The organism is Azospirillum sp. TSO5 (assembly GCF_003116065.1).
Lineage (GTDB): Bacteria > Pseudomonadota > Alphaproteobacteria > Azospirillales > Azospirillaceae > Azospirillum.
Map to the genome: position 1 here is coordinate 21,599 of NZ_LGQY01000109.1, position 13,067 is coordinate 34,665.

At 67.5% G+C, this 13,067-nt stretch carries 13 protein-coding genes; 8 read left to right on the plus strand and 5 right to left on the minus strand.

The features are described 5' to 3' along the window. Positions 1 to 98: 98 nt before the first annotated feature. Together TSO5_RS24670 and TSO5_RS24675 are read left to right on the plus strand one after the other, a co-directional pair. The gene (locus TSO5_RS24670; RefSeq protein ID WP_109154107.1) at positions 99 to 833 is read left to right on the plus strand and encodes an ABC transporter substrate-binding protein; all 735 of its coding nucleotides are present in this window, start codon (positions 99 to 101) and stop codon (positions 831 to 833) included. An 82-nt stretch (positions 834 to 915) separates the two neighbouring features. Beyond that, a complete protein-coding gene (locus TSO5_RS24675; protein ID WP_109154108.1) occupies positions 916 to 1,542 on the plus strand; it encodes a glutathione S-transferase family protein in 627 nt (208 codons plus the stop codon). A 153-nt stretch (positions 1,543 to 1,695) separates the two neighbouring features. Here TSO5_RS24675 and TSO5_RS24680 read toward each other — a convergent pair whose 3' ends face one another. From TSO5_RS24680 to TSO5_RS24690, 3 genes are read right to left on the minus strand one after another with little or no spacing between them, the layout of a single operon-like run. After that, entirely contained in the window at positions 1,696 to 2,022 is a 327-nt protein-coding gene (locus tag TSO5_RS24680; RefSeq protein ID WP_109154109.1) for a DUF1244 domain-containing protein, read from the minus strand. Between the two features lie 32 nt (positions 2,023 to 2,054). Next, on the minus strand, positions 2,055 to 3,281 hold the full coding sequence (locus TSO5_RS24685; protein ID WP_109154110.1) for a DUF2478 domain-containing protein: 1,227 nt from the start codon (positions 3,279 to 3,281) through the stop codon (positions 2,055 to 2,057). A gap of 47 nt (positions 3,282 to 3,328) precedes the next feature. Beyond that, positions 3,329 to 3,571 (minus strand): sulfurtransferase TusA family protein, encoded by a 243-nt coding sequence (locus tag TSO5_RS24690; RefSeq protein WP_109154117.1) that lies wholly within the window; start codon positions 3,569 to 3,571, stop codon positions 3,329 to 3,331. 169 nt (positions 3,572 to 3,740) lie between these two features. Between TSO5_RS24690 and TSO5_RS24695 the strand changes: the two genes are divergently transcribed. Together TSO5_RS24695 and TSO5_RS24700 are read left to right on the plus strand one after the other, a co-directional pair. After that, the gene (locus TSO5_RS24695) at positions 3,741 to 4,763 is read left to right on the plus strand and encodes an SDR family oxidoreductase (protein WP_109154111.1); all 1,023 of its coding nucleotides are present in this window, start codon (positions 3,741 to 3,743) and stop codon (positions 4,761 to 4,763) included. 104 nt (positions 4,764 to 4,867) lie between these two features. Beyond that, the gene (locus tag TSO5_RS24700) at positions 4,868 to 6,118 is read left to right on the plus strand and encodes an Hsp70 family protein (RefSeq protein WP_109074758.1); all 1,251 of its coding nucleotides are present in this window, start codon (positions 4,868 to 4,870) and stop codon (positions 6,116 to 6,118) included. A gap of 142 nt (positions 6,119 to 6,260) precedes the next feature. Here the strand turns inward: TSO5_RS24700 and apbC are convergent, their stop codons facing one another. Next, complete coding sequence (gene apbC / locus TSO5_RS24705) at positions 6,261 to 7,415, minus strand: iron-sulfur cluster carrier protein ApbC (RefSeq protein WP_109154112.1); 1,155 nt, start codon at positions 7,413 to 7,415, stop codon at positions 6,261 to 6,263. 172 nt (positions 7,416 to 7,587) lie between these two features. Between apbC and hflK the strand changes: the two genes are divergently transcribed. The 3 genes from hflK (at position 7,588) to TSO5_RS24720 (ending at position 11,672) form a co-directional block, all read left to right on the plus strand. Further along, positions 7,588 to 8,853 (plus strand): FtsH protease activity modulator HflK, encoded by a 1,266-nt coding sequence (gene hflK, locus TSO5_RS24710; protein WP_109154113.1) that lies wholly within the window; start codon positions 7,588 to 7,590, stop codon positions 8,851 to 8,853. A 13-nt stretch (positions 8,854 to 8,866) separates the two neighbouring features. Continuing rightward, a complete protein-coding gene (gene hflC, locus TSO5_RS24715; protein ID WP_109154114.1) occupies positions 8,867 to 9,802 on the plus strand; it encodes a protease modulator HflC in 936 nt (311 codons plus the stop codon). Between the two features lie 202 nt (positions 9,803 to 10,004). After that, a complete protein-coding gene (locus tag TSO5_RS24720; protein WP_247870955.1) occupies positions 10,005 to 11,672 on the plus strand; it encodes a DegQ family serine endoprotease in 1,668 nt (555 codons plus the stop codon). Positions 11,673 to 11,783: 111 nt separating this feature from the next. Here TSO5_RS24720 and TSO5_RS33050 read toward each other — a convergent pair whose 3' ends face one another. Beyond that, positions 11,784 to 11,957: a hypothetical protein gene (locus TSO5_RS33050; protein WP_169055058.1), complete on the minus strand. Its 174-nt coding sequence runs from the start codon at positions 11,955 to 11,957 to the stop codon at positions 11,784 to 11,786. A 525-nt stretch (positions 11,958 to 12,482) separates the two neighbouring features. Here TSO5_RS33050 and TSO5_RS24725 point away from each other — a divergent pair. Further along, on the plus strand, positions 12,483 to 13,067 hold a 585-nt coding region (locus tag TSO5_RS24725; RefSeq protein ID WP_109154115.1), incomplete at its 3' end, for a response regulator transcription factor.

A 13,067-nucleotide genomic window follows, 5' to 3' on the forward strand; every position in this document is an offset into this window, starting at 1 on the left:
GGTTGGTTAACGAAAGGTGTGACATGGCGACGCGGGTCCTCTGGGCAATCGGCTCGGCAATTCTGTCGGTTTTATCGGTTTCCATCGCTGAACCGGCTATGGCAGCCGATGGGAAACTTCAGAAAATTGCAGAGCAGAAGCAACTTCGTGTCTGCTCCTGGCCCGATTACTATGCAATCTCGTTCCGTAATCCGCGCACCGGCGCGTTGGAGGGGCTGGATGCGGAACTGGCGCAGGCCTTCGCCGACGATCTGGGCGTGCGGCTGGCCGTGGTGGAGAGCAGCTTTCCCCGCTTCATCGACGACCTGCTGGCCGGTCGCTGCGACATCGGCATGTTCGCCATCGGCGCCACCCCGGCGCGGGCGCAGCGCGTCGCCTTCAGCCAGCCCTATCTGCGCAGCGGCATCTATGCGGTGACCACCCAGACGAACGACGGCATCCGGCGGTGGGAGGACCTCGACCGCGCCGGCAACGTCGTGGCGGTGCAGAAGGACACCTATATGGACGGCTACGCCCGCTCCGCCATGAAGGCCGCGCGCATCGTCGCCGTCACCCGCCCGCAGGAGCGCGAGGAGGAGGTGCAGTCCGGCCGCGCCGACGCCTTCCTGACCGACTATCCCTATGGGCAGCGCATGCTGGCCTTCCATTCCTGGGCGCGGCTGATCGTGCCGGAGGTGCCGGTACAGCCGACCCCCTATGCCTATGCGGTGGCGCCGGGCGACCCGGCGTGGCTGGAGCGGGTCAACGCCTTCGTCGCCGCGATCAAGACCGACGGCCGGCTGGAGACAGTCGCCGCCCGCTACAAGCTGACCCCCATCGTGGCGCGGGACTGAGCCGCGCGCCAAGAATGCGACCACGGGACAAATCCGTATTAGGATCGGTGGCGTCTTCCAGCAGTCAGCAGGGAAATCGTCGATGATCCTGATCGGACAATATGACTCGCCCTTCGTGCGCCGCGTCGCCGTGGCACTGCGCCTCTACGGCATGGCTTACGAGCACCGGCCCTGGTCGGTCTTTTCCGACGCGGCGGAAGTCGCGCGCTTCAACCCGCTGAAACGGGTGCCGACCCTGGTGCTGGACGATGGCGAGGTGCTGATCGAAAGCGGCGCCATCCTCGATCATCTGGACGAGGTCGCCGGGCCGGACCGTGCGCTGATCGCCCGTCAGGGGAGGGACCGCCGCCGGGCGCTGAAGCTCTGCGCACTTTCCACCGGCTTCGCCGACAAGGCAGTGAGCCTCGTCTATGAACGGGTGCTGCACAAGGAGCGGTCGGACCTGTGGGTGGAGCGCTGCACCGGCCAGATCGGCGCAGTCCTGGATGTGTTGGAGGCGGATCGTGCCGCCGCTCCCGGCCCCTGGTGGTTCGGTGAGCGGATCAATCACGCCGACATCGCCGCCGCCTGCGCCCTGCGCTTCGTCGGCGAGGCCCATCCGCAGGTGTTCGACCGCTCCCGCTGGCCGGCGCTCGCCGCCCATTCCGACGCCTGCGAAGCGATGGCGGAGTTCCGGGCGGTGGTGCAGCCCTTTTCGGTGAGCGCCTGAGGCGGTGCCCCCTCCCTAACCCTCCCCCTCTTCGAGGGAGAGGGGACTGCCGCCGTTTTGGCGCGTGCTCCCTCTACCGCCGAAGGCGGGGGAGGGAAGGGACCCATGCGGAAGCATGGGAAGGGAGGGGGGCGACGTTCCTGGCGGGTCACCTCACCGGTGCCCGCTGATCTCCGCGTGTAGCGGCTTGGTCTCCTCGAACGTCTTCTGCTGTTCGGGGGTGGCTTCCTTCTGGTGCTTCTGCTTCCATTCGGAATAGGGCATGCCATAGACGGCGATGCGGGCATCCTCGTCCGACAGCTGGACGCCGCGTTCCTTGGCCGCCGCCGCGTACCATTTGGACAGGCAGTTGCGGCAGAAGCCGGCCAGATTCATCAGGTCGATGTTCTGCACGTCGGTGCGCTTGCGCAGATGCTCGACCAGTCCGCGGAAGGCGGCGGCTTCCAGTTCGATGCGGGTCTGGTGGTCCAGATCGGCCATGGGGTCTCAACTCCTCCGGTGTTCTTGTTCAGTTAAGAGTGGGGTGGCCGGTGCAGCGTGACCATCCGGCCAAAGGGATGAAAATCGCGCGATCCGCCACCGCCGGCGATGGTGCGCACCACCGCCTCGCGGTCGATGGCGACAAAACCGGCCAGCGAATGGACGCCATAGTCGAACAGGCGCGGAGTCAGCGGCGTGCCGGGGCCGATCATCGCCACCGTCGCGCCGGCCGAAACCCGCAGCAGGCGGGGCAGGGTGCGATTGGCGAAGGCGGACGCGGTGATGGCCACCGCCTCGGCCCCCGGCAGCAGCCAATCGCAGGCGGCCTCGGGGTATTCGCCGTTCTGCGGGCTGAGGTCGATGACCTTAGCGCGCGGCAGGCGGCGGGCAAGCTGGGGGAAGCCGCCGATCACCACCACCCGGCCCTCCACCGAGGCGAACAGGTCGAGCCCATTGCCGGGGACGCCGGTCACGTCCGGCTGGTTGTAATGCGCGTTCAGGGCGGCGACGCCGACCGCGATTTCCAGCGGATCCCAGGATTGGGCGGCCATCGCGGCGAGATCGCGCAAAGACCGGCCGGCCCAGCGCTGCGGGTCGTCCTCGGCCGCCGGAGCCTGCCGGGCGGCGACGCCTAGGCCATCGGCGGTCTCCACCAGCACCCATTTGTCGCCGGTGACGACGCGGCGGACCTCGGCATCGGCGACGCCGTGGACGAGGTCAACATACATCCGCTGCGGTCCCCACCAACGCCACAGAGCGTCCGCCACCGGCGACAGCAGGTCGCAGAATCCGCCGGTGGCGGTCTGCCATTCGTTGAGATAGCGGCTGCCGACGCTGGTCAGCAGAGGGATGCCTTCAGCGATGGCGGTCAGCATCTCGTCCGACAGGCCGTCGCCATGGGATTCCAAACCGGCGAACTTGTTGATCACCAGCAGGTCGACCCTTGACGCGATGGCATTGCGGATCGCCTGGCTGGCCTCGGCCACGCCGGTCGGGTCGACGCGGCAGGACTGCGATTCCCGCCCCAGCTTCTGGGTGATGTCATAGGCGCGGCCGGTGGCGACATCGACCAGTTCCATCCGCTCGGCGCAGTCGTCGCCCGGCCCGTGGTTGCGCTGCACCAGCCCGCCGACGCGGAAGCCACGCCGCTTCAGCTCCGCTGTGAAGCCGTCCAGCAGCGCGTCGACGCCGTAGGAGCCGGGGCCATGGATCACGGCACCGGGGCGCAGCGGCGGCAGGGAGGCGGGAGGAAGCGGCATATCGGGAGGACCTTTCGCGGGACGGCGGACGGGTGGCGGCGGAGGCCTCAATCGCCGCGGCGGATGCGGTAGATGAAGACCGTCTTGTGGACCTCGTCCGGCTGGGTCTCGTGCGACAGCAGCGCGTTGTCGGTCGTGTTGCAGAAATGCTTAAAGTCGATGACGGAGGCCGGATCGGTCGCATAGACCACCAGTTCCTCCCCGGTCTCCATCCCGTTCAGCAGGGCGCGGGTGCGCAGGATGGGCAACGGGCAATGCAGCCCCTTCACGTCAAGCTCTCTCGCCGGCACCGAGCCCGCTCCACACTGGTTGAGGACGAATTCCTTCAAGGACGTATGACTGTAGCGGGTTCGCGCCCGCTTCTCCAGACCGGCGGCCGAAAGGTCGCATCCGGGATTTTCGTCAACCGGCGCTGTTGTACGGCGCAATCGACGAAACCGGAATGGAAGGATGGCTGTCATGGCGAAGCGTTCTATGGACGACAAGGTGGTGGTCATCACCGGCGCCTCCAGCGGCATCGGCCGGGCGACCGCGCTGGAATTCGCCCGCCAGGGGGCGGCGGTGATCCTCGCCGCCCGGCGGATGGCGGCCTTGCACGAGGTGGCGGAGGAATGCGTCGAGGCCGGCGGCCGGGCCATGGTGGTGCCGACCGACGTGACCGACCAGCGCGCGATGCAGCATCTGGCCGACCGCGCCGTCCAGGCCTTCGGCGGCATCGACGTGTGGGTCAACAATGCCGGCGTCATCGCCTTCGGCCGGTTCGAGGACATTCCCGACGAGGTGTTCGAGCAGGTGGTGCGCACCGACTTCTTCGGCATGGTCCATGGCTGCCGCGCCGTGCTGCCCCATTTCCTCGACCGTGGCGAGGGCATCATCATCAACACCGCGTCGATGGTGTCCAACATCGGCCAGCGCTATGCCACCCCCTACACCGCGGCGAAGTTCGCCGTGCGCGGCTTCTCCGAATCCCTGCGGCAGGAACTGGTGGACGAACCGGGCATCCATGTCTGCATGGTGATGCCGGCCTCCATCGACACCCCGCTGTGGCAGCATGCCGCCAACTACACCGGCCGCGCCGTCAAGCCGCTGAACCCGATCCACCCGCCGGAGGAGGTCGCCGCCGCCATCCTGTCGCTGGCCCGCAACCCGCAGCGCGAGATGTTCGTCGGCGCCGAAGGCCGCCTCGCCGCCGTCGGCAACGCCATGGCGCCGCAGATGACCGAACGGGCGCTGGCCCATACCATCGAGCGCGACATGTTCCAGAACCGCTCGGCACCGGCCACGTCCGGCGGGGTGATGACCGCCATGCCGGAATATCAGGGCGCCAGCGGCGGCTGGATGGAACGGCGGCCGGAGCGCAGCCGGGGCAGGGAGGATGGGCGGGAACGCTCCTTCTCCTGGACCAACCTGACCCTGTTCCTGCTGCCGGTGGTGCTGGCGAGCCGTCCGCTGGGTGCCCGGCGGATGCGCCACTCCTGGTGAAATTCAGGCGCGGTGCTTGATCCGGCGCGCCGGAGCCGTTATACGCTCGCCCCTTTTCCGGTGCGGCGGGTGGCCGCACCGGTCATCCGGGCAGGAGGCGGGACATGACGGCGTGCGGGCTCGATTTCGGCACCTCGAACACGACGCTGGGCGTGCAGGACGCCGACGGCTTCCGGCTGCTGGCGCTAGACGGCACGCGCACGACCCTGCCGACCGCGGTGTTCTTCGATTTCGAGCATGACCGGACCACCATCGGACAAGCCGCGATCGACGGCTATGTGTCGGGGGTGGAAGGACGTCTGATGCGGTCGATCAAGTCGATGCTCGGCACCGACCTGATCGACGCCGACACTGCGCTGCGCAAGGGCCGCATCAGCTTCCGCGCGGTGATCGGCACCTTCCTCGATCTGGTGAAGAAGCGGGCGGAGGAGGCGATGGGCGGCGAACTGGGCGACGTCGTCGTCGGCCGCCCTGTCCATTTCGTCGACGGCGACCCGGCCGGCGATGCGGCGGCGGAAGAGACGCTGGGGCAGATCGCGCGGGCCGCGGGTTTCCGCAACGTCTCCTTCCAGTTCGAACCCATCGCCGCCGCGCTCGATTACGAGCAGCAGGTCGCGGGGGAGGAACTGGCTCTGATCGCCGACATCGGCGGCGGCACGTCGGATTTCTCGGTTGTGCGGATCGGGCCGGAACGGCGTGGCAAGGCCGACCGGGCCGGCGACATTCTGGCGAATGACGGCATCCGCGTCGGCGGCACCGACTTCGACCGCGACCTCAGCCTTGCCACCGCCATGCCGGAACTCGGGTTTGGCAGCGCCATGAAGCGCGCCGGGCTGCTGGCCCCCCGGAGCATCTATTTCGATCTGGCGACCTGGGCGAAGATCAACTTCCTCTACACCGCCAAGGCGATGGCCGAGTTGGAGCGCCTGCAGCGCGATTCCGCCGAGCCCGAGAAGATCGAGCGCCTGATCGGCGTGGTCGAGCACCGCCAGGGCCATGCGCTGGCGATGGCGGTGGAGCGCACCAAGATCGCGCTGTCGGACCATGAGGCGACGGAGTTGGCGCTGGATTGGGGCGACGGGGATTTGGCGCTGGCGGTGGACCGGGACGCGCTGAATCGCGCCACCGGATCGTTGGCGGCCCGCATCGGGTCGCGCATCCGCGACTGTCTGGCCGATGCCGGGGTGACCGCCGACCGCATCGACGCGGTGTTCCTGACCGGCGGCTCCACCCTGCTGCCCCAGGTCCGCGCCGCGATCCTCGCCGAGGCGCCGGGCGCGCGGGTGGTGGAAGGCAACATCTTCGGCTCCGTCGGCCTGGGGCTGACGGTGGAGGCGCTGCGGCGGTATGGGTGAGGGTCGGCTTCGATTGCCCCCTCCCCGACCCTCCCCCGCTTACGCGGGAGAGGGGGTTGAGTGCCAGAGCGGCGGCAGTCCCCTCTCCCGCGAAGCGGGGGAGGGTTAGGGAGGGGGCACCGATGCGAGCCCCCCTCAAGCCTCACTGCACCACGATGCGCGGCGCCGCGCGGCCGCCGGTGCCGCCGCCGATCTTCTCCCACAGGCGGTTGGCGATGCGGCGGTAGGCCTGGGCGTGTTCGGAGTCCGGCTGCGATACCACGATCGGCTGGCCCTGGTCGGAGGTCTCGCGGATCGACAGGTGCAGCGGGATCTCGCCCAGGAACTCCATGCCGAGATCGTCGGCTTCCTTGCGGGCGCCGCCGTGGCTGAAGATGTCGGTGCGGTGGCCGCAGTTGGGGCAGCAGAAATAGCTCATGTTCTCGATGATGCCCAAAACCGGCACATCGACGCGGCGGAACATGTTCAGGCCCTTGCGGGCGTCCAGCAGAGCGATGTCCTGCGGGGTGGAGACGATCACCGCGCCGGCCAGCGGAACCTGCTGGGCCATGGTCAGCTGCGCGTCGCCGGTGCCGGGCGGCATGTCCACGACCAGGATGTCGAGATTGCCCCAATTCACGTCGCGCAGCATCTGCTGCAGCGCGCTCATCACCATCGGACCGCGCCAGATCATCGGCGTGTCCTCGGCCACCAGGAAGCCCATGGACATCACCTTGACGCCGTAATTTTCCATCGGCTCCAGGCGCTTGCCGTCGGGGCTGTTGGGGCGGCCGGAGATGCCCATCATGCGCGGCATCGACGGGCCGTAGATATCGGCGTCGAGCAGCCCGACCTTCAGCCCGTTGGCGGCGAGAGCCAGCGCCAGATTGGCCGCGGTGGTCGATTTGCCGACGCCGCCCTTGCCCGATGCCACCGCGACGATCGCCTTCACGCCGGGGACCAGCGGCTTCTGCGGATCACCTTGCGGCGCACCGCCATGCGAATGCCCGTGCGAGTGGCCATGTCCGCCATGCGAATGCCCCTGCTGCGGCGCGGCCTGGGGCGCGGCGCGATGGGCGGTGAGCACCGCGGTGACAGACAGGACGCCGGGCAGGGCATCGACCGCCTTCTCCGCCGCGTGGCGCAGCGGTTCGGCCTGGGCGCCGCGTTTGGGGTCGACTTCGATGGAAAAAGCGACATGGCCGTCGCGCACCACGAGGCCCGACAACATGCCCAAACTGACGATGTCGCCGCCCCGGTCCGGGTCGATGACGGTCTTCAGCGCCTGCATGACTTGAGCTTCGCTGATCTGCGCCATGGTTGAAAACTCCGCTGTCTTCCCGATATTGGCGGATATCCGTTGGTGGAATCCTTGCCGAAGGGTATGGGGGACTATAGGACCGACGGATGAGATCGGTAAAGGGATGCGCGGGGCTTAAGCCGTTGCGCTTCCACATGATGGGACGAATCGCAGAGGGGGACGCAGTCGGATGCCGTGGAACAATCAAGGTGGGGGCGGTGGTGGCGGCCCCTGGGGTCCCCCGCCGGGCAACAACGGCCCGGGCAACCCGTGGGGGCGTCCCCAGGGCGGGGGAAATGGCGGCGGTGGCGGTGGCCCGCAGCCTCCCGACCTTGAGGATCTCCTGCGCCGCAGCCAGGACCGTCTGCGCCGCGCCATGCCCGGCGGCTTCGGCAGCGGCCGTGGCATCGCGCTCGTCGCCGGCGTGCTCGGCCTGATCTGGCTCGCCAGCGGCATCTACCGCGTCGAGGCGGACGAGCAGGGCGTGGTCATGCGCTTCGGCCAATGGACCCGCACCGAGCAGCCCGGCCTGCGCTATCGCCTGCCGTCGCCGATCGAGACGGTGCTGCTGCCCAAGGTGACGCGAGTCAACCGGATCGAGGTCGGTTACCGTTCCTCCGTCGGCGGCGGTCGCACCGACCGCGACGTGCCGGACGAGTCGCTGATGCTGACCGGCGACGAGAACATCATCGACATCGATTTCACGGTGTTCTGGGTCATCAAGGACGCCGGCAACTTCCTGTTCAAGATCCGCGAACCGGAAGTGACGGTGAAGAAGGCCGCCGAAAGCGCCATGCGCGAGGTCATCGGCCGCACCGACCTGCAGCCCGCCCTGACCGAGGCGCGCCAGCAGATCGAAACCTCGACGCGCCAACTTCTCCAGACCATGCTGGACGAATATCAGTCGGGCATCGAGATCACCCAGGTCCAGCTGCAGAAGGCCGATCCGCCGCAGCCGGTCATCGACGCCTTCAACGACGTGCAGCGTGCCCGCGCCGACCGCGAACGCGCCCGCAACGAGGCTGAAGCCTACCGCAACGACATCATCCCGCGCGCCCGCGGCGAGGCGGAGCGGCTGGTGCAGGAGGCCTCGGCCTATCGCGAGCAGGTGGTCAGCCTGGCGCAGGGCGATGCCGAGCGTTTCCGCAAGGTGTACGAGGCCTATGCGCTGAACAAGGACGTCACCGCCAAGCGCATGTATCTGGAAACCATGGAAGAAATCTTCCGAGGCCGGAACAAGATCATCGTCGACGGATCGGCGCAGAACGTCGTGCCCTATCTGCCGCTGAACCAGCTGGCCCCGCACGCGGTGCCCGCGCCGCAGCAGCAGGCGCCGCGCCAGGCACAGCCGAACCAGAGCGGCAGCCAGGGCGGCGCACGATCCGGCACGCAGACCCAGCCGCTGTCCTCGCTGTCGCAAAACCCGTCCCAGAATTCTTCAACGTCCGGCCAGTGAGGAGGATCGCATCATGAAACGCACCCTCGCCATCGCCGGCATCGCCATCGTCGCGCTCGGCATCGTCGCGTCCTCCTCGCTGTTCACCGTCAACGAGGCCCAGCAGGCGCTGGTTCTGCAGTTCGGCGAACCGCGCCGGGTGATCCGCGAACCGGGCCTGCAGGTGAAGATCCCCTTCATCCAAGAAGTCCGGCTGATCGACCGCCGCGTCCTCGACCTCGACCCGCCGGTGGAGCAGGTCATTCTGGCCGACCAGAAGCGGTTGGACGTCGACGCCTTCGCCCGCTACCGCATCCACGACCCGCTGCGCTTCTACCAGACCGCCGGGACCGAGGCGGTGGTCGAAACCCGCCTGAACTCGATCGTCAATTCGTCGCTGCGCCGCGTGCTCGGCAACGTCACGGTGCTGGCCGTCCTGTCGGACGAGCGCGCCCGCATCATGACCGACATCAAGGCGCAGGTGAACGACGAGGCCAAGCGCTTCGGCATCGAGATCGTTGACGTGCGCATCCGCCGCGCCGACCTGCCGGAAGAGACCAGCCAGTCGATCTTCGCCCGCATGCGCTCCGAACGCGAACGCGAAGCGGCGGAGGCCCGCGCCCAGGGTCAGGAACAGTCGCAGCAGATCAAGTCGCGCGCCGAACGCGAGCGCACGGTCATCATCGCTGAGGCCCAGCGCGACGCGCAGATCCTGCGCGGCGAAGGCGACAACACCGCGTTGAAGCTGATCGCCGAGGCGACGTCGCAGGACCCCGGCTTCTATGGTTTCTACCGGTCGCTCGAAGCCTACCGGAAGTCGTTGAACGGCAACGACACCACCATGGTGCTGTCGCCGAACGGGGAGTTCTTCCGCTACTTCAGCGGCCCGGGTCCGCAGGCGGGCGGTGGTCCGGCTGCCGCCGCTGCTCCGGCTCCGGCCCCCGCGCCGGCCCCCGCGCCGGCGGAGTAAGGCCCCGCAACGCGGGATTGACGCGGTCTTGCGGCCGGGTCGGGTTCAACCCCGATCCGGCCGCAGGTATGTTCGGCGTCCTGTATCCGCGGCAGGCGGTCCGCAGCACTGGTTCAATGGAAATCCGAAGGCTTAAGATTTCCACTGGTGCCGACTGGACCGGCACGCCATCTTGCGGCCATACTCGTGGCCCAACACATATATGGCCCAGAACCGGGCGGCCGCTCCCGCCCACGGAATCGGCCGGACGTCTGGTAGGGAGAGCACGTTGATTCGCATACCCAACTTCGAACCCGCCACGCGCGGCGCCGTGGCCGAAGCCCGGCCTCGCAAGGCGGGCGTCCGGCCGCTGGTCGCCGCCATCGTCTGGGGCATGACCTCGGTCATGGCCGGCGGTGCCGTCATCGGCGCGCTGGCCGGTGCCGCACCCGCCCAGGCCCAGGCGGCCCAAGCCCAGGCGGCAACGCCGCCCCGCAATGCGCCCGGCAGCTTCGCCGACCTGGCGGAAAAGCTGCTGCCGGCGGTCGTCAACATCTCCACCAGCCAGAACGCGCCGCAGCGTCCGCAGGGCCAGCGGCCGGAGATTCCGCAATTCCCGCCGGGCTCGCCCTTCGAGGATTTCTTCAAGGACTTCTTCGACCGCCAGCAGCAGCAGGACCAGCCACAGCGCAAGGCGACCTCGCTGGGTTCCGGCTTCGTCATCGACGCCAAGAACGGCTATGTGGTCACCAACAACCACGTCGTTCAGGACGCCGACGAGATCACGGTCATCCTGCAGGACGACACCAACATCAAGGCGGAGCTGGTCGGCAAGGACAGCAAGACCGACCTCGCCCTGCTGAAGATCAAGACCAGCCACCCGCTGGTCGCCGTGCCCTTCGGCGACAGCGACGCCATGCGCGTCGGCGACTGGGTGCTGGCCATCGGCAACCCGTTCGGTCTGGGCGGGTCGGTCACCGCCGGCATCATCTCGGCGCGCCAGCGCAACATCGACGCCGGCCCGTATGACGATTTCCTGCAGACCGACGCCTCGATCAACCGCGGCAATTCCGGCGGCCCGATGTTCAACCTGAACGGCGAGGTCATCGGCATCAACACCGCCATCTTCTCGCCGTCGGGCGGGTCGGTCGGCATTGGCTTCGCCATCCCGTCCAACCTCGCCAAGCAGGTCGTGGCGCAGTTGAAGGAATATGGCAAGACCCGCCGCGGCTGGCTGGGTGTGCGCATCCAGGCGGTGACGCCGGAGATCGCCGAAAGCCTGGGGCTGCCCAACCACAAGGGTGCGCTGGTCGCCTCCGTTACGCCGGAAGGTCCCGCCGCCAAGGGCGGCATCCAGGCCGGCGACGTGGTGACCAAGTTCGACGGCAAGGAGATCGACGAGATGCGGCGCCTGCCGCGCGTCGTCGCCGAAACCAGCATCGACAAGGCCGTCCCGGTCGAGGTGTGGCGCAAGGGCAAGTCGCAGACCGTCCAGGTCAAGGTCGGCGAGTTGGAGGCCGCGGAAGAGCAGGGGCTGCTCGCCGCCGGTCCGGAAGACAAGCAGCAGCCGAAGGAAAAGGCCCCGGCCCAGAAGCCGACCGAATCGCTCGGCATGAAGCTGACCGCCATCACGCCGGAGCTGCGCCAGCAGTATGAGATCAAGCCCGACATGAAGGGCGTGGTCATCACCGATGTGGCCGGCAACTCCACCGCGGCGGAAAAGGGCCTGCGTGCCGGCGACGTCATCATCGAGGTCGGCCAGGAAGAGGTCCGCAAGCCCGAGGACGTAACCGCCAAGGTCCAGAAGGCCAAGGAGCAGAACAAGAAGTCCGTCCTGCTTCTGGTCGACCGCAAGGGCGATCTGCGCTTCGTGGCGATCCCGCTCAGCTGACCGGCTGCGGCGAAGGAACACGTGCGTCCAAAATGGGGCGTCGGCGGGAAACCGCCGGCGCCTTTTTTGTTGCGGCGGTGGGGAGAGGGGGCGGGGAGGCGGCTCAGCCGTTTATGTCCGGTCCAGCAGCATCGCCAGGGCCACGGCGCCGGCCAGCAGCGCGCACAGGGTGCCGACGATGGCCAGGCTGCGCAGAAACTGGCGGAACTCGCCCTGCTTCCACGCACTGCGCCCCAGCAGCACCAGATAGCCCGCCATGGCGGCGACGATGATCTGCCAGCCCATCCCGTCCTCGTCCTGTACCCGCCGGGCGGCGGAAGCCGGCAGAAATGCGCATGCGCGGCCCGGACCGGTCAAGCGGTACGACCATGGCCGCAGACGCAACTATATCGAAAGTGTACCCCCTCCATTCGGGTTATCTGTTCGCATCACCACGTCGGCAGCTGCCGATGCAACTTCGTGTGAGAAAATTGTGCCCTTCCTCGCTTAAGAGAGGCTGTCTTACGCAAATAAGTGGTGGTTAACAAAACAGTTAACGCCTTCGAGCGCGTCAATGTTCGCTACTGTGATATCTTTGGAACCGGCAATCTTGGAGAGGCTTTGCGCATATGCCCAATGCGTTCTTCTTTTAACTCCGGAGAGTGGTACCGTAGGACACGACACGGGGGTAACCTCCCCCTAAATAACGGCCTGCCGAAGCTATCCAGGGGTAATCGCCGAATCGCCAATGCGTCGGGACCTTCCTCTGTACAACGGCCTCCACCCTGGCCACGACGTCATGACGATCGACCAAAATTGCGGGAGCGGACGATGGACTCAGTGCGCGCTTTTCTAATCGACTCGAACAAGCTGTTTCGCGAGGGGCTGAAGCGCCTTCTCGATGATTCGCCCTTCCAGATCGTTGCCGAGGCGGGAAACCTGCGGGAGGCGCTGGGGTCGGTTGAAAGCGGCTTGCGGCCTCAGCTTGTCCTTCTGGATCTGCAGAATGGCGGCGACGAGGAAGCCGACGGGATGCGCCGCCTGCGCGCCCTGCTTCCGGAAACCCGCATGGTCATCCTGACCAGCGACCTGTGCACCCGCCGCCTCGCCAATGCGCTGGAGGCCGGTGCCGACGGCTACCTGATGAAGGATCTGTCGTCCGACGCGCTGGCCCAGTCGCTGAAGCTGGTGATGATGGGCGAGAAGGTGTTCCCGACCCATCTGGCGGCTCTGCTGATCTCCGGCCGCGTCAACGGCAACGGCACCGAAATGCCAGTGTCGCGCAAGGGCCTGTCGCAGCGCGAGGTTCAGATCCTGCGCTGCCTGCTGAACGGCGACAGCAACAAGATGATCGCCAACCACCTGAACATCACGGAAGCCACCGTGAAGGTTCACCTGAAGAGCCTGCTGCGCAAG

Coding starts and splice junctions, on each gene's coding strand:
- TSO5_RS33050 (WP_169055058.1), bottom strand. CDS start 11,957: ATGGGCTGGCAGATCATCGTCGCCGCCATGGCGGGCTATCTGGTGCTG.
- apbC (WP_109154112.1), bottom strand. CDS start 7,415: ATGGCGCAGATCAGCGAAGCTCAAGTCATGCAGGCGCTGAAGACCGTC.
- TSO5_RS24670 (WP_109154107.1), top strand. CDS start 99: ATGGCAGCCGATGGGAAACTTCAGAAAATTGCAGAGCAGAAGCAACTT.
- hflC (WP_109154114.1), top strand. CDS start 8,867: ATGAAACGCACCCTCGCCATCGCCGGCATCGCCATCGTCGCGCTCGGC.
- TSO5_RS24675 (WP_109154108.1), top strand. CDS start 916: ATGATCCTGATCGGACAATATGACTCGCCCTTCGTGCGCCGCGTCGCC.
- TSO5_RS24695 (WP_109154111.1), top strand. CDS start 3,741: ATGGCGAAGCGTTCTATGGACGACAAGGTGGTGGTCATCACCGGCGCC.
- TSO5_RS24720 (WP_247870955.1), top strand. CDS start 10,005: ATGGCCCAGAACCGGGCGGCCGCTCCCGCCCACGGAATCGGCCGGACG.
- TSO5_RS24685 (WP_109154110.1), bottom strand. CDS start 3,281: ATGCCGCTTCCTCCCGCCTCCCTGCCGCCGCTGCGCCCCGGTGCCGTG.
- hflK (WP_109154113.1), top strand. CDS start 7,588: ATGCCGTGGAACAATCAAGGTGGGGGCGGTGGTGGCGGCCCCTGGGGT.
- TSO5_RS24680 (WP_109154109.1), bottom strand. CDS start 2,022: ATGGCCGATCTGGACCACCAGACCCGCATCGAACTGGAAGCCGCCGCC.
- TSO5_RS24700 (WP_109074758.1), top strand. CDS start 4,868: ATGACGGCGTGCGGGCTCGATTTCGGCACCTCGAACACGACGCTGGGC.